This is a genomic window from Chitinophaga oryziterrae, assembly GCF_009758125.1.
Taxonomy (GTDB): domain Bacteria; phylum Bacteroidota; class Bacteroidia; order Chitinophagales; family Chitinophagaceae; genus Chitinophaga; species Chitinophaga oryziterrae.
Genome location: NZ_WRXO01000003.1, coordinates 292,804 through 312,594 on the forward strand (window position 1 = coordinate 292,804; position 19,791 = coordinate 312,594).

A 19,791-nucleotide genomic window follows, 5' to 3' on the forward strand; every position below is an offset into this window, starting at 1 on the left:
AAGTGATGGAAAATATCACAGCAGAAGAACTGAAAAAACGTATTGATAGCGGTGAAGCACTGCATATTGTTGATGTGAGGGAACCTCATGAGCATGAGGAATTCAACATTGGTGGTACATTATTGCCATTGGGTGATATCCGCGCTATGCAGATAGACGAGATCGAAGACCTGAAAGAAGATGAGGTGATCGTTTACTGCCGCAGCGGTGCCCGTAGCAGTCAGGCTGCCATGATCCTGGAAACAATGGGCTTTAGCAATGTTAAGAACTTAGCTGGTGGCATGTTAGGCTGGCAGGAGAAGTTCGGGAAATAAGAATTTTGTTATTGGTTAAATACGTTGTATTTAACTATTATCCAACTCCGTTAGGAATTCTCTGTTATAAATAGGGGACTCCTAACGGAGTCTTTGTTTGTAGCAAAAGCCTGTCTTCTCCACAATAGACTCCGTTAGGAGTCTCCTGTTAAACCCCTTCGAAGAAGGCGCAGCTACCGCCTATCCACGTATGTGATTTATCTTTTGTAACGCCTATCATCTTACTCTTACTTAACCTGGCAAGGTTGTGTACCAGCAATGGCCGCGTAGCGCCATCCTCCCATATATACATCATTCTTATTTCACAATAGGCCGGGCCATCGGGTGTTTCTATAGCAGGGGCATATTGTACTTTACGCTGTAATATCCAGTTCTCCGGGTCCTTGATCTGATCTATATCTTCCGGTGTAATGTCTATTACTACGCCTTGTCCTGCAAAAGAGAACAAGGGTTTTAGTACGTAGTTTCCGAGATCTTCCGGGATTGATGGCAACTGGTTTAAAAAACAGCTTTCAGGCACAAATTCATTATGAATGAAAGGCATGGTAAACTTGCTGATGCGATAGAACCAGTTGGGATGTGTGATCCATTCAACATCTAAATCCTGGAAGAGGTCCACGTGTTCTCCCAGTGTTGGTCGCTGACGCAGGAGATCATCGAAGATAACGCGGTTGTACATACGTTTTATACGTGTTTTTACACCATCTTTTAAATAGAAAAGTTGTTTGCCTTCCTGTATCAGATCTGTGATGCAAACAGGTGTAATTCCCAGTTTCTTCTCTGTATAATAAAAGTCTATTCTTGTTTTTTGTTCATGAGGTCTTACTTCCAGTAAGATGACCTCTTCTGTTTTGTAAGCTCCTGTAATTACGTTTTGTAGCAGTTTCAGATAAGTATCATCATTCAATCCGTTAAAGTAATTATTAACGGTACCGGGTATATTAAAATGCTCCCGGAACTGCCGTGTCATGAGTTCCTGGAAAGTATATAAAGAAGGAAACCCCTGTAGTTCTATCAGTTGAGGATTCAATACTCCCTGTTCATCTTTACATACTGCAAAGTCGATGACCATGAAATGAGGATGTGCTGTTTCATTGGGTACATGCATACCGGTTGGTATAGCGTCTTTAGTCAATGTTTTAAAATCCGGGCGTACGATGACATCTATGATCGCATCGCAGGCCTGTACCAGTTTTGCTGTTAGTTGGGCCGGTATAAAAACAGGTGTTTCTGCTACTTTGAAGGCAGGTGCTTCACCCGCTTCTTCAGCCATTCCATTCAGGAAATCCTGGTATAACTGAGCGGTGAAATGCTGATTGTAAGATGCTCGCAGGGAAGGGATCATTGATTAAAGATTGCTTTGTCCAGAAAGGATGGAATAAAAGAGGCGCGGGTAAGCATGATCTTATCCGGATCGGATAGTTGTTCCAGCATGCTGTAATATTTTTCCGCACCGTAATTGGTGATCACCTGGTTCTTTTTTTCCTGTTGCAGGAGGTACATCCGCATCCCGGCAGCATCAGCTTCGGGATGAAATTGTGTGCCGATACAATATTCATTAAAGCGGATGGCCATGGTAGCCCGCTCCAGGGGAACATGCGGCCTTTCCTTTTCAATAGCCAGCACACGGGCGCCTACGTCTTCCAGTTTTTGCTGGTTCAGCTGGATCACCTGCCAGTTGCGGCTATCTACGATATAATACGGTTCGGGTAACTCGCTGAAAACGGTTTCGGCTTCGCCTGCGCTGGTTTTGTGTACGGGGAAAACGCCAAAGGCAGGAGATCTGCGCCGGCATACATTCCCCAGTTCCAGGTAACGGCACATGAGTTGAAAGGAATGACAGATCAGTAAAACCTGTTTTTTTTCAGCTGATTGGGTATTCCACTGCATGATATCATTCATGAGTGAAAAGTAGTGGCGTTCCCAGTTGCTGCCCTCGCTGTCAAGCGGACTGCCGGGCCCGCCGGTAGAGATGTAGATATCATAGGAGAGGTCAGGGAATTGTTCCTTCACCCTTACTTCAAATTCGTCAAACTCAAGTTGCAGGTTATGTGTTTTAGCGTATTGCGTCAGGACTTCCCTGATGCAACGCATGCCTTCATTCGGCACTTCTTCATACATATCTAATACTGCCACTTTCCAGTGCTGCTTGGTAGGTGTCATGCTGCAAAGTTAAGGATCAGCAATCTTTCAGGAAAACTGAAGTAATAAAATCTGTAACGGATACCAGGTCCTGCGTCTGGCCAAATACTGCCAGTTGCCGATCTGCACCGGTACCATTGTCCAGCATGTAGCGGGTGTAGTCGATATAATCACGACTGCCCAGTTCATCCACTACATCATCTACAAAGTCCAGCAACTCATAAATAAGCGCGCGGGCATTGACTTCCATCTCTTTCCCGAAGTCTACCAGGTTACCGTCAATACCATAGCGGGAAGCCCGCCATTTATTTTCGTTTACGAGGGCGCGGTTGTAAATGATAAAGTTGAGATTCTGCATGCGCAGCTTGTAGATCTTTGCACAGAGCGCCTGGAAGAGGGCGGCTATGGTACAGGTTTCCCTGACGGTGAGCGGAACATCGCAGATCCGGAATTCCACTGTATTGAAGTAGGGGTGTACCCGGAGGTCCCACCATACTTTTTTAGCGTTGTCTATACAGTTGGTTTTTACCAGCAGTTGTATATAACGGTCGTACTCTTCAATGCTGCTGAAGTAGTCCGGGATACCGGTGCGGGGGAATTTATCGAATACCTTGGTACGGAACGATTTAAAGCCGGTATTCCTGCCCTCCCAGAAAGGGGAGTTGGTACTGAGCGCAAATACATGGGGGAGGAAATAACGCACGGAATTGGCGATATGCAGGGCCAGTTCCCTGTTTTCCATGCCTACGTGTACATGCAATCCAAAAATGAGGTTGGAGCGTGCAGCATCCTGCATTTCATTGACGATATCCGAATAGCGGGGATGATCTGTGATCAGTTGCATGGCCCATTTGGAGAAGGGGTGTGTGCCGGAGGCACCCACACTGAAACCGAGGTCGCCAGCAATCTGTGCAATGCTTTTACGCAGCAGCGATACATCAGCAAAGGCTTCGTCTATGTTATTGCAAACCTGGGTACCTACTTCTACTACAGCCTGATGAAATTCGGCTTTTACTTTGTCTGGAAGCACTTTGTGGGCCTGTTCGACAATCTTTTGTTCATGAGACCTCAGCTCGCGGCTGGTGGGGTCCATAACCATATATTCCTCTTCTATGCCGAGGGTGAAATTTTTGGACATGTGGCGCTATTGGTAAAACGATAGCGAGGCTGACTAAAAGTTTTAATCAGCCTCGTAAATAGTGTCCAAAGGTAGTCTCTTTACTCTTTCTTTTTAGTCTTTTTGGCGGGGGCCTTTTTAGGTGTTTCCTCTTTGGGTGCTTTCTCTGCCTTAGCAGCTTTCACGGTTTTAGGCTTCGTCGCTGCTGCAGGTTTTACTGCTGCAGTTGATTTCTTCGCAGGTAGTACATCGGGTTTCTTCGCTGATACCGGTGTTGCGCCGGGAACAATAGCCGTTTGTTTGCCAGGAATAGCCTGTTGCAGGAAAGTACCCCAGGTGAGGTTGTCTGTTCCGGGAACCTGTTTACCTGCACGTTCAATGAGGTAGCTGGCCATGGTCTCTATCACCCATTCAAAGTTTTTTGCACCAATGGTATGAGCATCTGCTTCGGGTGAAGGGTTCCAGAAGTCGATCACATAAGGGACACCGTCTTTCACTGCAATTTCCACTGCATTGAAATCGTATCCCAGGTATTGGTTCAGCATGGCAACCTGTTGGGAGATAGCGCTATATATGGCATTATCGCCATTATCTTCCTGTAAATACCTTTGATTTTCAGGCTGATAAGGATCGTAGGGGATCACCCTTACATATTTACCACCGATGCAGTAACAACGGTAATAAGATTCGTAGGCAATTTCTTCCTGCAGCATCATCACCAGTTGTCCGGTGCGGGCATGTTGTGCAAAGAACTCCTCACGGTTATGTATTTTATACACATTTTTCCAGCCACCGCCATTGTAAGGTTTGAGGTAAGCGGGGAATCCGATGTGTTCAAAGATAGTGTCCCAGTCGAAGGGATAAACCAGGTTGTGGAAGGATTTATCAGAAGTATTGTCCGGTAAGCTACGGGAAGGCAGCAGCGCCGTTTTCGGAACTTTAACGCCGGTCCTGCGTGCCAGTTCATTGTTCACGAACTTATCATCGGCACTCCACCAGAAAGGGTTGTTGATGACTGCCGTACCATCCAGGGAGGCTTGTTTCAGCCAGGTGCGGTAAAAAGGTACGTGCTGGGAAATGCGGTCCAGTATTACGGCATAATCTACGGGGATACCCTGGATCACTTTATCTATCAACACAAATTCTGCTGTTACGCCGTCTACCTCTTTTTCGTTGATACGGTCTATAAGAGCTTGGGGGAAGCTGTTTTCCTGACCGGAAAGTAGTCCTATTTTTTTCATCCTGAGTTTGTTTTGCAAGTGGTTGAAGCTCAATATTCACGCCAATACAAAAAAAACGGGCTGGTACTAAAAGAAGTCCAGCCCGCCAGATATAGATTGAATGTATTAGAAACTATAACGGATGCTTAACTGGCCTCTCCAGCGTGATAAGTAATCATTCACGGTGTAAGGTCTGAGGATACCGTTGATGTTATTCATCTTTGTTTTATCAAAGGTGAATGTTGGTGTGTTTGTCTGTGAAACAACAGAGAACAGTGGTACTGACTGATTGCTCAGGTAGTAAGACCAGCCCCAGTTGTGGTTCAGCAGGTTGGCAGCATTCAGGATATCGAAGCTAACCTGTAATTTATGCGTTTTGTAAACATAGAAGTCCTGGGCAATTTTTACATCGAAATGGCTTTCCCATGGCATTCTTGCACCGTTACGCTCAGTGTTCTGACCTGCATGGTTTTCCAGGTATTTGTTGTTTGCACTGAATTCTTTGAAGTCCTGGAACTGTTGGTCAGGCGTAACTACAGTACCGTTAACGGTCAGGTTGGCAAACTGGCTTGCATCTGTAGGAACATACAGCAAACTGGCAGAACCTGTTTTACCTGAAACGTCATCACCGGTAAGGTTGTAGTTATACAGATAAGAATAACGCTGACCGGTAAAGCCGGAGTAAACAACACCTACTGTAGTAGCCAGGTGTCCTTTTGCATATTTGAAAGTCTTGGACAGATAACCGATAATGCGATGACCCGGATCGAAGTTAGCGTGAGTAGCTTCAGATACGCTGTTCAGACCACCGGTGTTGTAAGCAAAACGCCAGTTAGAGTAAGCAGTAGAGCTGGTACCATCATTCACAGAGTAAGATTCTCCGTAAGTGTAGGCCAGGCTACCAGTCCAACCTTTATACAGTGGTTTCTGGATCTGAACGGTCAGGTTATAAGCATAACCTTTGCTGGTATTATCAAGATAAATAACGTTTGTATAAGTAGCATCCTTGCGCTGGAAGTTGTACCATGGGCGGGAATTATCCTTACCCAAAGCAACGTTACCTGCCTGAGGACCAACGTTCAGGTCTCTGTAGTTGATGTTGTTGAAAGTCTTGGAATATAATGCTTCAACACTACCAATTAAACCCCACCATGGCAGTTTCTGATCGATAGCCAGGTTGGTACGGAATACCTGAGGGTATTTGAAGTTCTTGGCAGTAACGTCGATTTCAGTAGGAGCGCCACTAGCAGGGATATAAGCACCCTTGTGAATGTCTGTAGGATCGTAGTTGAAACGCAGCGTTGCAGCAGGAGTAGCACTTGATTTGATGAATGCTATACCGGTGTTGGAATAAGCATTTGAGATCCATACAAAAGGTACGCGACCGGTGAACAGGCCCACACCACCTCTGAGCTGAGTAGTACCATCACCTTTCACATCCCAGTTAAAGCCTACTCTTGGAGCAAACATTAACCTTGTTTTTGGCGTCTGGGTGTTGTTTACGTTGTTGGAGGTAGCGATGGCAGATGCATTGAAAGCCGCATTCTCATCAGGTTTGTTGAAGAATACCGGTAAATCTATACGCAGACCGTAAGTCAGTTTGAAGTTTTCCTTTACATCCCATACATCCTGTCCGTACACGCTGAACTGAGCTGCATGGATTTTACCTGGTGCGTTATCATCACCGCCTTTGGTAGAATAGCTGATACCATAAGTAGCAGGAGCTGCATTGTTGTTCAGGAATGCAGGAACGCTCTTGTAGTTATAATAGCCATAGTAGTATTGCAGGAATACGTTATTGGTATTATAGAACTGGTTATCAGTACCAAAAGTAAGGGTATGTTTGTTTTTGATAAGTGTGAAGTTATCAACGATGGTAAAGTTATCCTGGTTGAGTGAATTCCTTACAGAAGAAAAGTCTGAACCAATATTATAGTTCAGGGAGTTTTCCTGTAAATATACAGATGGGAATTCACTGGTTTTTCTGCTGTCACGGATGCGGTTGTAAGTAACACGCAGTACGTTTGATTTGGTACTGCTGAAGTTACTGTTCAGCTCAATAACAGAAGAATTGGCTTTGCTAAGCATATAATAACCACTGTTACCGTAAGTCATGGTAGTAGCGGTACGGGAAATTACGTAGTTGCTGCCATCTACATAACTGTGACGGATGGTCAGTTTATGTTTGTCGCTGATATTCCAGTCAATACGGCCAAATACAGAAGTGGCGTATTGTTTTTTATTGATATCGGTATAGCTACCCGGATCATAACCCAGGCTCTTTACATAAGTAGCGATACTGTCCAGACGGGCCAGATTAAATTTAGAACCTGAACCAGCTTCCGCAGGATTGTAAGGCAGTGGAGTGGATATGTCGTTTCTTTCTGCGTTTACAAAGAAGAACAGTTTGTTCTTTACGATAGCGCCACCTAAGCTTGCGCCCCAGGTAGTGTTTTTGTATTCAGGGTATTTTACCTGGTTCAGTACGTTTTTACCGATGAAACCTTCGTTCTGGTTCAGGAAATAGGCAGAACCATGGAAAGTATTTGTACCACTTTTGGTAACAGCGTTTACGCCACCGCCGGTGAAACCGCTCTGGGTAACATCATATGGAGACAATACTACCTGTACTTCCTGGATAGATTCCAGCGGAACAGGGTTAGCACCTGTCTGACCACCATTTGTACCTGTAGCGGACAAACCGAATACGTCATTCGCATTGGCACCATCTACAGAGAACTGGTTGAATTTATTGCTCTGGCCAGCGAAAGAGATACCTAAAGGACTACCATCTGTGCTGCTGTAAGTTGGTACAGCCTGCGGTGTTAAACGGGTAAAGTCCTGGATACTTCTGGAAACTGTCGGTAATTCGGTCAGCTGACGCTGGGATATGTTAGTAGAAGTACCATTTCTCTGAGAACTGATGATACCGTTGCGGGTACCTGTAATAGTTACTTCAGATAATGATTTGCTTTGATCGCTCAGCTTACCGTTCTGGGTAAGAGGACTACCCAGGCTGAGATAAAGATCTTTGTAGGTAGAGGTTTCATAGCCTACATAGGTAACAGTAATGGTATAAGGTCCGCCAACACGCATGTTTGGGATAGCATAACGTCCACCTTCCTGCGTTGTTGTCCCGTAAACGGTTCCGGTGGGTACGTGTACCGCTTTAACGGTAGCGCCTATTAGTCCTTGCCCCTTGTCGTCTTTAATCACCCCTGTAACTCCACTGGTGGTTACCTGTGCAAAAGAGTAGCACACGCTCAACAGTACAATGAATGTGAGTAACAATTTTTTAAAGCCCATATTTGCAATTTGATTTTATGTCGCAAAGTTGGTGAATAATCTTTAACAGATTTTAACTATAAATTAACAAATTGTTAAGCCATTGGTTATTTTCCGGATAATGGTTCTTCTATTGGATACGAATACAATTTAATTGCGATTTAGTGGAGTTTGTTTAAGAAACAAACAAAGAAATTCTAAAAATTCGAATAGAATTCTTTGTAATACTTATCTCTTTGCTGCTGTAGTTGCCGATTTAAACAACTTTTTGTACAAATCATCAGATATTTGAAAAGTTATATGTATGAGTGCTTTGATGCAGATGCCTGTTGAACCTGTTTTTAGCATAACTTTGCATATTAACTTAACAGGAGATCTTTATGTTAGATACAATAGAATCAGCCATAGAAGACATCAGGAAGGGCAAGCTGGTAATAGTGGTGGATGATGAGGACCGTGAGAATGAAGGTGATTTTGTAACGGCGGCCAGGAATGTGACGCCGGAAATCATCAATTTTATGAGCCGTTACGGCCGTGGACTAATATGTGCTCCCCTGGTAGAGGAGCGTTGTGATGAACTGAAGCTGGAAATGATGGTACGCGATAATACCGCCCTGCACCAGACACCGTTTACGGTATCTGTGGATTTGCTGGGACATGGTTGTACTACCGGTATTTCTGCTTCCGACCGTGCAAAAACCGTACAGGCGTTAATCGATCCGAATACCCGCCCCGAAGAATTGGGCAAACCCGGACACATCTTCCCCCTTAAAGCCAAAAAAGGTGGTGTTATCCGTCGCGCAGGCCATACAGAAGCTACCATAGACCTGGCCAGGCTGGCAGGATTTGAGCCGGCAGGCGTACTCGTAGAGATCATGAATGAAGATGGCTCCATGGCACGTTTACCTCAGTTACGTGAAATAGCCACTCAGTTCGATCTGAAACTCGTTTCCATTAAAGACCTGATAGAATACCGCTTAGAGCATGAAACATTGATAGAAGAACAGGTAGCTGTTCATATGCCTACTGAATATGGTGATTTTAAACTCATTGCGTTTAAACAGGTGAATTCCGGAGATATACATATGGCGCTGAAGAAAGGCGACTGGGAAAAGGGTGAACCTGTCCTGGTTCGTATTCACTCTTCCTGTGTAACAGGCGATATCCTTCATTCCTTACGCTGTGATTGCGGTGAGCAGTTACACAAAGCCATGGAAATGGTAGAGCGTGAAGGCAGGGGATTGATCCTTTACATGAACCAGGAAGGCCGTGGTATTGGATTGCTGAACAAACTGAAAGCATATAAGTTACAGGAAGAAGGACGGGATACTGTTCAGGCTAACCTGGAACTGGGCTTCCAGATGGATGAGCGGGACTATGGCGTGGGAGCGCAGATCCTCCGTCATCTGAATATCACCAAAATGAGGTTGATTACCAATAATCCACGCAAGCGTGCAGGATTAAAAGGATATGGGCTGGAAGTGGTGGAGAATGTACCTATTGAAGTGGTACCCAATCCTCATAACGAGTTCTATCTGAAAACGAAAAGAGATAAGTTGGGTCATGAGATCCTGAAAGGATAAGATGTTTTTTAAAATGAGAAGAGGGCGCCTTCAAAAGTAACTGAGGCGCCTTTTTTATATTATCAGCGGAGTTTTCGTTCTTTCCAGCTTTCATCTATCACCCTTGTGTTAATTTTCATATAATACCATTCCCATTTAAAAATAATTGCTATTTTACTGGACTAATTTTGTTATTGTATTGCATAAAAACCTATACCAGGCACTTATCTACCTTCAATAGCATCAACCATATACCCTATTCATACACGATTGAAAAAGTTAATCTAATAGGTAATATATCTCAAGACGGAAATAAATAAGATTAATAATGATGATCCATCTGCGAACTATTGTCCTGATGACGATGGTCGTTCTCGCATGCTTTTGCAATGTTCGTGCCCAGAATGCCCCTAATTTAAACAGTATTGGAGGTTCCGCCAACGCCGTTTCCACAGACAAAGGGGTGAATATCCCTGTAAACTATTTTACAGGGATGCCCAATATCAGTATTCCCATTCATAGTTATTCTAGAAATGGAATTAGTAGCACTGTATCATTGAATTACTATTCCGGTGGAATAAAAGCAGAGGAATTGGCAACACCTGTTGGACTCGGATGGCGCTTAAAAGCAGGAGGTGTTATTATCCGTTCCCTGAGAGGACTCCCTGATGATCATCCTTCCCGTGGATTTATGAACACGCCTTTAGTAGATCCTGGAAGTTTAACTGGCAGAGGAGCTACCAGATACTCTGATGACAATTACGCAAAGGATTCTGTAGACAGTCAGCAGGATGTATTTGAGTTCAATGTAGGAAATTATTCCGGCAGCTTTGTAATCGGGAAAGATAAGAAGGTAATGCTGATACCTGAGCAAAATATTAAGATTCGTTGGAAGACGGGTACGATCAGTAGTGCCACGATGAGTAGCATCACCAGTTTTACCATGATCACGGAAGATGGAAGTACTTATACATTTGATATACCGGAAATAACGACAAGAAATAAGTCTACTGAGTACGATAAATTTCTGGGATATGTTTCCTCGTGGTATCTTTCATCTGTTACTTCTCCTTTTGCAGAAGATACCATCCGATTTATATATAAAAACGTCTCTGCAGGAAGAGCACTTTATATGCCAACCAGTAAATTTGATTATACAGGAGAAGCGACTACTACTTATAACTCCTCTGATTATGTAGTGGTCGATAACAAGTACCTGCTCCAGATTAAATTTCCTTACAATGTAAATTTGAATTTTATCTATGATTCCTTACAAAGGGTAGATGTCCCCGGTGAATATGCTTTAACCAAAATAGAATTGAAAGATTCTATTTTAAGAAGTGGGTATAAGTTTGAATATGGCTATTTCTCAAATAAAGGAATTCAATATCCCTATAACAGTACTGATACTGGTATATCCAAAATGAAGTTGAACAAGATCTATCAGTATACACAATTTCAGACATTGTCGTCTCCCTATGAGTTTACCTATGTCGGTTATATTGTTCCCAAGGTGAGAACCACGGCAGAGGATTACTGGGGTTTTTATAATAATAAAACAACAAACAGCGATCTGGTTCCAGGTTTAGGATCACTTACAGGAGCAAACAGAGAGGTGGATACCGCTTATGTTAAGTCTGGTACATTAACAGCCATTAAGTACCCGGGAGGCAGTAAGACCGCATTTGACTATGAAGCAAATGATATCAAAACGTATTATTACCAGGATGGTAAAGCAGTTACGATTGGTCCGGTTGCTACTTATCCTCAATCTGCAACCTTTACAATAACCAAGTATTCCAGTCAGACAGTGTCCTTAACAGGACATGTTACCATTGATACTGCAGGCTGTCCGGTAACCATTACGCTAAAGAATGCAGCAGGAACGGTAGTGGATCAGTTTCAGCCACTTTCTAGTTTTTATAGGACACTGAATCTTGCAGCAGGCACCTATACAGTATCCTGGGCAGCTACCGGCACTTGTACTGCCAGCGATGTTCCAATATATACATTGAACTGGCTGAATGAGGTGCAGGATACTTCTTTTGCCTATGTAGGTGGCATACGTATCAAAAAGGTTACCACACAGGATTCCACTAACCAATCTCCTTCCATGGTAAAGGAGTACAGGTATAAGACTGAAAGTGGGAGTAGTTCAGGCTTCGCAATTTTCAAACCCCGGTTTGATTACATTTATACAATTAATTACCGGACGACCCGGGGTTCTACCGTAAATTCAAAGAAGGATTATACAGTAAGAGTATCCACTCCACTGAACAACCTGGATTATGTACTGGGCAGTCCTGTAGGATATTCCAGAGTAGAAGAGGTGACACAAAATAACGGGAAGACTGTATATGAATATTCTACTTATAAAGAACTGAATTATTACCCTGTACCGCCGCAATTTCCATATGCATCAAAGATGTATCCTGCCTGGGAAATTGGATTGCCAAAAAAAGTATCTATGTATGACCAGGCTAACAAACTGTTGAAAATTACTGAGAGTAAGTATAACTTTTATGTAAAAACAACTACAGATACGGCTTTCCTGTCAATAAAGTTAACCGGCCAGTCACAATCCGTTTCAACATCAGGTGCGGTCTCAGGATATGGCTATGGGGAAGATCCTTATTATCCTGTGACAGGAAAAACAACACTTGATTCCACTGCAGAAAAGGTACTGGCAGGTACAGATACGCTGCTTGTCATGACAAAGTATACCTATGATAGTTTATATAATACAGTAAGTATAAAAAAATGGTTAAGCAAAGATCTGCAAAAGTATACCTTTACTAATATTTATTACCCTTACAACTATACTGTCACCGGTGCGTTGAAGCTGATGAAAGATAGTGGTATAGTAGTACCTGTGGCAGTAGAATCATGGCTCAAAACACCTACGACAACGAGCCTTCAGAATGCCTCCATTACAGGTTATGAATTGCTGACGTCAGTTAAGGCCAAACCAAAATACACTTATAAACTACTGAGCAGTCAGCCTGTGCCACTATCAACAATTGGTGCATTTAATGGTAGTGTACTGAACAGAAATACTACGCTGATGCCACTGACCAGTACTGTGGATAAGTTTGACAGTAAGTCAGTAGCGCTTGAAGCTACAGATAACCTTATGGGAGTCAAACAGTCAATTATCTGGGATGATGAACATCAGGCAGCACTGGCGACAGTTAATAACGCTGCCTATGGAGAGATGGCTTATACCAGCTTCGAAGGTGCTACAAATGGTAACTGGACAGTACCAGCGGGTACTTTCAATTATTCTGATGCGATAACAGGGAAACTGTCCTACGTACTGAATGGCAGTATTACAGCTACAGTGGTATCAGGGAAGTCATACCTCGTCACATACTGGACTAAAGGAAATGCTGCAGGTGTCAATGGTACCACAGGTGTGAAGCTGCTTTCCTACAGAGGATGGAACTGTTATCAGCATACATTACCTAATACAACCACAACAATTACAGTAACGGGTAGTAATCTGCTGATTGACGAATTAAGGGCTTATCCTTTATCTGCCACCATGAACACAATCACGGTTGAGTATTTTAAGGGCGTTACAAGTACCTGTAACGGCAATAATTATATCACCTATATTGAATATGATGATATAGGTAGGAAAATACTGGTAAAGGATGTGGAAAAGAATATTATAGAAATGCATTGTTTTGGTGATGCCGGGCAAAAAGTGAATTGTAATGTAACCTATAAGAATAATGAGATCAAACGGAAATTCATCCAAACGAACTGTACCGCGTCACAAATACCCGATACTATTACTTATACAGTTAATCCTGGTACATATACTTCTGCCGTGAGCCAATACATTGCAGATAGTCTGGCGACGAACGAAGCAATACAACGTGGACAAGTCTACGCAAATACAAATGGCAGTTGTAATACTACCTATATAAAAATGAGTTACGAAAATGTAACCAGTTTTTATACGGAAGATATAGTAGTAAGATTTTATGCAGATGCCGCATGTACCATACCTAAAAATGTGAGCAATCTGCTGGTTACAGTGCATGTGGAAGATCCATGTCAGTCAGGTAATTCCCATGATGTGCAGGCGACTGTCAGTGGTACAACGTTTATAATGATAGGAGGAACCACCTACTATTATGAATATACGGAATGTGATCAACCAGCGGGATTCCCATGTTATGATTACACATGTAATGTGACTTTTTCTCTTAAAACCGGCCTGTACGTTATAAAATAACCAGATTATGCAAGCTGTTATAAAAATACCCATACTATCATTGATGTTGTTTTTTAGCGAAGATGCTATTGGGCAAGCCCATACAGATACTATCAGAAATGGTTCTGTATTACACTTGAAAAAACAGCTCAACTTATCTGATGAGCAATACAGATATTGCTTACAGATCTTTCAGCAAACACAACAAAGTATAGATAGCTTGAATAAGGTAAGTAATGACGTTACGCTAAGAGATGGAATGATCAGGGCTATTAGTGCTACCTTCTTTCAACGAATGCAAAGTACACTTACAGCCGAGCAATGGCAGCATTTCAGAGGAAACGCTATCCGTAAAAGAAACGAGATGAAAGAAAGAGCTGCTGCTGCAAACGTCATCGTGAAGGAATTACCTGAACCAGATTCAAGTATCATAAATGACTAAAAATGAAACCGACATATAAATATCTTACATGTTGTTTAATTGTTATGGCGTCCTTCCGGGGAATGGCTCAAATGAAAAACGACACGCTCAATTTTAAAAATAGTTTTTCACGTAACTGGGTGCCGCAAGTCCCTTTAAAAACAGCCGCCCAGGTGATTGACCTATCCAGAACTAATCGCGAAGTATTGCAAACGACTAATTTGTTTGATAGCTACGGTAGATCAGTGCAGGACATAGAAAGGAAAACCTCAGCGACGGGTAAGGATCTGGTAAGCTTATTAACTTATGATTCCGTCGGCAGGGTGATGTATACCTATCTCCCTTATGTTTCTCCTACTGCTACAGGCGATGCAAAGACTGATCCTGTGACAGAACAGGGAACATTTTACAACAGCATTTTCAAGGGTGAACAATTTCCATATCTGCAAACAATATACGAGCGTTCACCATTAAGCAGGACACAGAAAAGCCTGAACCAGGGTACTAACTGGGGAGGAAGCAAAAGGGGGAAAACGGTGTCCTATGAAACCAATACACTGGCTGATAGTGTGAGAATATGGACATTAAACAGTAGTGATTTACCTGTTACTTCACAAATCTATTCAACAGGAGAATTAGCCAAAACAGTGACTACAGATGAAAATGGCACCCAGGTTGTTTTTTATACTGACAGAGAAGGGAAGACAGTTTTAAGCAAGGTTCAGCTCAGATCAAGCCCCGGCAATGGACATGTAAACTGGCTATGCACCTATAATGTCTATGATGATATGGGTAGCCTTCGTGTCATCTTGCCTCCTCTGGCAATTCAAAAGATCAATGGAAGCTGGAATGTAAGTACGGTAAGTAACCTGATTACAAAATACAAGTATGACGCCCGTGGAAGAAATATTGTAAAACAGACTCCGGATGCAGACTCTGTGGAAACGGTGTATGATGTGCGCAACAGGACAGTATTTGTAAGGGATGGTAACTTAAGGCAACAAGGTAAGTGGCAGGTAGTTTTGTATGATGATAAGGACAGAAGTACCATGGTAGGGCTATATGTCTCTACCGCCACCCGTGACTCGCTACAGTCCAGTATGAACACAGTTACCCCTACTCAGACAATCAGTTATACACAACCAGGGGTTGCAGATCTCATAACATCTATAAATGATAATACACTTTATGAAGCTACCAATTCGGTAACCATACTTCCGGGATTTGACACCGGTGACAATAGTGAAGAGCTCATTCAGATCAATACTTCACTGACCGGTGGCACTATCACTGTCAGTGCATCAAACCCTTTACCCAATATAGGGGCAAGTCAGTTGACCCCATTGGCATATACTTTTTATGATAGTTATGATTTTAATGGTGTCCAGGCTGTCCAGGTAGGTGACTTTTCCAAACTGATATCAAACGGCGATGCAGGTGCAGAACCTATAAGCAGTGTAAGTAGCAATACAATAGGGAAAATAACCGGTAATAAGGTAAGAGTATTGGGTACCAATCAATGGTTAACGAATAGTGATTATTATGATGATAAGGGTAGATTGGTCCAGATAATTTCTGAAAATATTAGTGGTGGTAGTGAAGTTGTTTCTAATCTGTACAATTTCAGTAGTAAATTGTTAAGCACATATCTCCGTCATACTAACAAGCATAGTGCAGTTGCAAACCAAACAAATGTGCTGACAACCATGACCTATGAACAAACAGGAAGGCTACTTACTGTAACAAAACAAATTAATGATGATGGTGTAAATAAGCAGGTAGCTCTTTTCCGTTATGATGAATTAGGACAGATTGCATGCAGGGTACTGGGAGGAGGCATAGATAGTATAGAGTATGATTATAATATCCGTGGATGGCTTAAAGGTATTAATAAAAATTATGCCGCAAATGGTACCACGGATGGAAAAAATCATCACTTTGGTATGCAATTGTCTTACGACAGTAGCTATACTCCTGTTCAATACAACGGTAGCCTGTCTGGTGTAAAGTGGAGAGGGATCAGTGATAATGCTTATAGGTCCTATGGGTATAATTATGACATGGCAAACCGCCTGATGAAAGCTGATTTTACACAATACAATGGTGGATGGAATACCAGCGCAGGAATAGATTATTCTATGAAACTTGGGGATGGTATGAATACTAGCAGTGCCTATGATGCCAATGGAAATATACTTGCGTTATCACAAACCGGTTATAAAACTGGTGGCAGTGTCAATATTGATAATCTTTCCTATACATACGTGTCTAACAGTAACAGGTTACAAGGTATCGTTGATCAGAGTAATGATGCGTCCTCTACATTGGGTGATTTTAAGGAGATTAATGGGAACAGCAATAATGATTATACTTATGATGCGAATGGCAACTTGACCAGGGATAATAACAAAGGTATAACAGCTATCACCTATAACTTTCTGAATTTACCTGAGACCATGCACTTTATGGGCAAAGGAAACATTCAATACACCTATGATGCAGCAGGGAGAAAATTGCGTAAAGAGGTAATTGACAGTACAGTTGTACCTGTAAAAACCATTACCACTGATTATATAGACGGATATGTATACCGGAACGATACCCTTCAATTCTTTGATCATGAAGAAGGTCGGGTGAGGATGGTCTATAGTGCAAATAAAACACCTACCTATGTATTTGACTACTACCTAAAGGATAACCTGGGGAATATCCGTACTATATTGACAGAACAATCGGATTTCAGTATGTACACTGCGACGATGGAAACAGCTAGTGCAGCTAAAGAAGCAGCACTGTTCAGCAATGTAGAAGAGACACGTACCGCTACTCCTATAGGTTATCCAAAGTCAGACACAGCCAGTAAAAATGCTTTCGTAGCCAAGCTAAACGCTAAAGACGGTGGAAAGAAAATAGGGCCCTCACTTATTCTCAGAGTGATGGCAGGAGATACTATTCTGATCAGAGCTAAAGCCTTTTATAAATCACAAGGACGTGAAAATAATAGTGCCCCTGCTTCTGCCGAAGATATGGTTGCAGCAATGGCAAAGGTATTTGGAGGTACTTCCAACAGTGACCCGGTGCATGAAGGACTACAAGGGGCCAGTCGTAATGATCTTTACAATAATACATACGGTGATGTTTACAGACGTTTGAAAGAAAAGAATCCTGATGAGACATATAATGGCAAACCCAAAGCATACCTGAATTTTGTATTGTTTGATGACCGGTTTAAAATGGTAGATAACAATAGTGGAGTAAGACAGGTGAAGAATGAACCGGATACTGTACAGACATTGTCTGTTGACAAGATGGCAATTACAGAAAGTGGGTTCCTGTATGTTTATACCAGTAATGAAACAGCTCAGGATGTGTATTTTGATGATGTGACAGTAGCAGCGATCACAGGAACGGTCTTGCAGGAAACGCATTACTACCCGCAAGGCCTTATAATGGAAGGTATCAGTAGTCAGGCATATGCAGGTATTGTGAACAATTATCTATATCAGGGACAGGAAATACAACGGCATGAGTTCAGTGATGGAACTGGTACGGAGTGGTATAATTTTGAAGCAAGGGATTATGATCCTCAGATTGGAAGATGGCACTCTCCAGATCCGGGAAACCAGTTTCCAAGTCCTTATGTAGGAATGGGTAACTACTGGCCTAATAAAACAGACCCGGATGGAAGATACCTGGGAGTAGATGATCTGATCTCTATAGGTATAGGGGCTGTGATAAATGTGGCAATGAATTGGGGGAATATATCAAGTGTAGGATCAGCCTTTGAATACTTTGGAGTAGGAGCGGCCTCTGGTATTGCTACTCTTTATGGTGGCCCGCTTGCGGGTGGTGCGGTAATGGGATTGGGAAACAGTCTGGTGACCCAGGTTAATGTCACAGGTTCTATTGATCCGGGACAGTTAATTTCAAGTACAGCAATAGGTGTGATCAGTGCCGGAGTAAGTAGTTCAATCGGAGAGGCAATTGGTCCCGCAATTGGTTCCTTTACTGCAAAAGCAATAGGAACGGCTACAATCAGCCCGGTAGTTAGAACGGCCTTAGTAAACGGAGCTGTTGGTGGCATTACGGGGGCAGGGACAGGTGCTGTGAGTTCATATCTGAATGGTGGTGACGCCTGGGCCGGGGCTATTGATGGCTTAAAAATAGGTGCCGTTACCGGAACTGTATTGGGTGCATATAGTGGGTATAAAGATGCAAAATTGACAGAACATAATCCCTGGACTGGAAGATGGGAAGGTAAAATTGATATGATACCTGTAAAACGAATTGATCAGGTAGTGAGTGATTTTAGTCTTAAGAGCGAGCAAACTGGGACCTTGAGTAATAAAATTGTAACAGAATATTATCTTAAGATGACATCTGAAATGGGATCTACTCCCTCTGCTATCAACAATCCCGAAATCCCTAAAGCGGGTGGATTTAAAGTAAATGGATCAACAGTAGTTGGTGAAGGTAACCATAGGGCTGCTGCCGCTGCGCTTATATATATAAAAACCGGAAATGACTTTTATCTGAAAAGCATTATAATAGATCCAATTTATTATACACCTAATTATAATGTTAATGTTAAACCTTTCCCTAAAATAGGCTCTCCAGGATCTAAATAGTAATCCTACTTTTTGATGGGAAAACAAAAAATCAAATTACACCCTGATTACTATATTTTTGGAGTCAGGGTGTAATTATCAAAAAAATATGAAACCATTTTTATTAGACAAAGACGTAATTATTAATCAATATGGATTGTCACCATTTTCTATGGTGCCGGGCAAGGTATATTATATAAAATTTCCTCATTATGATATTCTTACTTTCCTTTGTGAACACAGCAAAGCTACGCACCAGTCATATATGCTCACAGTAGGAGATGTTGCAGGAAACTGGTTTGAAAAGCGCAGGCGCGTTAGCAAAGTATTACGTAAACGGGGTGATGCTGATTATTTTATCAATTTCTTTAGTTTTCTACCCAATATCACGCCAAGACTGGTAAGTATGTATGATTATACGGCTAAGAAACTATTCAATTTTGAGTATCATTATCGACAGCATGATCTATTTATTTTAGACATGGCCATGCATGATGGAGAGGGGAAACAAAATATATTTAATTACCTGCGTAATCGTGACATTCTGGAAAAGATTATTATAGTATTTGATTATGAAAATAAGCCCTTAACCAACAAATATGCATTCGCTGAATGGAATGAAAACGATTTCGATGTCCTCATGCCTAAACGTATACCACGATATCCTAATTCCTTATCCGCAGACGATATTACACCATGGATACCTTAAGTGCGTATGATATCAGCGATATTCCCAGTAAGATTGTCACAAAACCCTCCGTAGATATTCATTTCAATATTATGCCAATTTTAAAAATGACATTTTCCTCTTAAAATCACTCACGCAAAGTCCGGCATTTGTCCAATCCGTTGTACGAAAAAGAGGCGTCAAAAGTAATTGAGGCCCTCTTCTCATTTT

General features: G+C 42.2%; 11 protein-coding genes. 6 read left to right on the top strand and 5 right to left on the bottom strand.

All coding sequences use genetic code 11. The features are described from left to right. The first annotated feature begins 5 nt into the window (after window positions 1-5). Window positions 6-314 (top strand): rhodanese-like domain-containing protein, encoded by a 309-nt coding sequence (locus tag GO495_RS13200; RefSeq protein ID WP_157300164.1) that lies wholly within the window; start codon window positions 6-8, stop codon window positions 312-314. A gap of 148 nt (window positions 315-462) precedes the next feature. Here GO495_RS13200 and GO495_RS13205 read toward each other — a convergent pair whose 3' ends face one another. From GO495_RS13205 to GO495_RS13225, 5 genes are all read right to left on the bottom strand, one after another. Further along, the gene (locus GO495_RS13205; protein WP_157300165.1) at window positions 463-1,659 is read right to left on the bottom strand and encodes a hypothetical protein; all 1,197 of its coding nucleotides are present in this window, start codon (window positions 1,657-1,659) and stop codon (window positions 463-465) included. Beyond that, on the bottom strand, window positions 1,656-2,477 hold the full coding sequence (locus GO495_RS13210) for a type 1 glutamine amidotransferase (protein WP_157300166.1): 822 nt from the start codon (window positions 2,475-2,477) through the stop codon (window positions 1,656-1,658). The genes GO495_RS13205 and GO495_RS13210 overlap by 4 nt, the downstream gene beginning before the upstream one ends. A 16-nt stretch (window positions 2,478-2,493) precedes the next feature. Further along, the gene (locus GO495_RS13215; protein WP_157300167.1) at window positions 2,494-3,594 is read right to left on the bottom strand and encodes a carboxylate-amine ligase; all 1,101 of its coding nucleotides are present in this window, start codon (window positions 3,592-3,594) and stop codon (window positions 2,494-2,496) included. Between the two features lie 80 nt (window positions 3,595-3,674). Continuing rightward, window positions 3,675-4,814, bottom strand: coding sequence for an ATP-grasp domain-containing protein (locus GO495_RS13220; RefSeq protein ID WP_157300168.1), 1,140 nt, complete (start codon window positions 4,812-4,814; stop codon window positions 3,675-3,677). A 105-nt stretch (window positions 4,815-4,919) separates the two neighbouring features. Beyond that, window positions 4,920-8,099, bottom strand: coding sequence for a TonB-dependent receptor (locus GO495_RS13225; RefSeq protein ID WP_157300169.1), 3,180 nt, complete (start codon window positions 8,097-8,099; stop codon window positions 4,920-4,922). Window positions 8,100-8,458: 359 nt separating this feature from the next. Here GO495_RS13225 and GO495_RS13230 point away from each other — a divergent pair, with 359 nt between their 5' ends. The 5 genes from GO495_RS13230 (at window position 8,459) to GO495_RS13250 (ending at window position 19,602) form a co-directional block, all read left to right on the top strand. Continuing rightward, complete coding sequence (locus GO495_RS13230) at window positions 8,459-9,661, top strand: bifunctional 3,4-dihydroxy-2-butanone-4-phosphate synthase/GTP cyclohydrolase II (protein WP_157300170.1); 1,203 nt, start codon at window positions 8,459-8,461, stop codon at window positions 9,659-9,661. Between the two features lie 307 nt (window positions 9,662-9,968). Further along, the gene (locus tag GO495_RS13235; protein ID WP_157300171.1) at window positions 9,969-13,886 is read left to right on the top strand and encodes a DUF5977 domain-containing protein; all 3,918 of its coding nucleotides are present in this window, start codon (window positions 9,969-9,971) and stop codon (window positions 13,884-13,886) included. Between the two features lie 7 nt (window positions 13,887-13,893). Continuing rightward, the gene (locus GO495_RS13240) at window positions 13,894-14,307 is read left to right on the top strand and encodes a hypothetical protein (RefSeq protein ID WP_157300172.1); all 414 of its coding nucleotides are present in this window, start codon (window positions 13,894-13,896) and stop codon (window positions 14,305-14,307) included. A 2-nt stretch (window positions 14,308-14,309) separates the two neighbouring features. Continuing rightward, on the top strand, window positions 14,310-18,914 hold the full coding sequence (locus GO495_RS13245; RefSeq protein ID WP_157300173.1) for a DUF6443 domain-containing protein: 4,605 nt from the start codon (window positions 14,310-14,312) through the stop codon (window positions 18,912-18,914). A gap of 88 nt (window positions 18,915-19,002) precedes the next feature. Further along, window positions 19,003-19,602: a hypothetical protein gene (locus tag GO495_RS13250; protein ID WP_157300174.1), complete on the top strand. Its 600-nt coding sequence runs from the start codon at window positions 19,003-19,005 to the stop codon at window positions 19,600-19,602. Window positions 19,603-19,791: the final 189 nt, after the last annotated feature.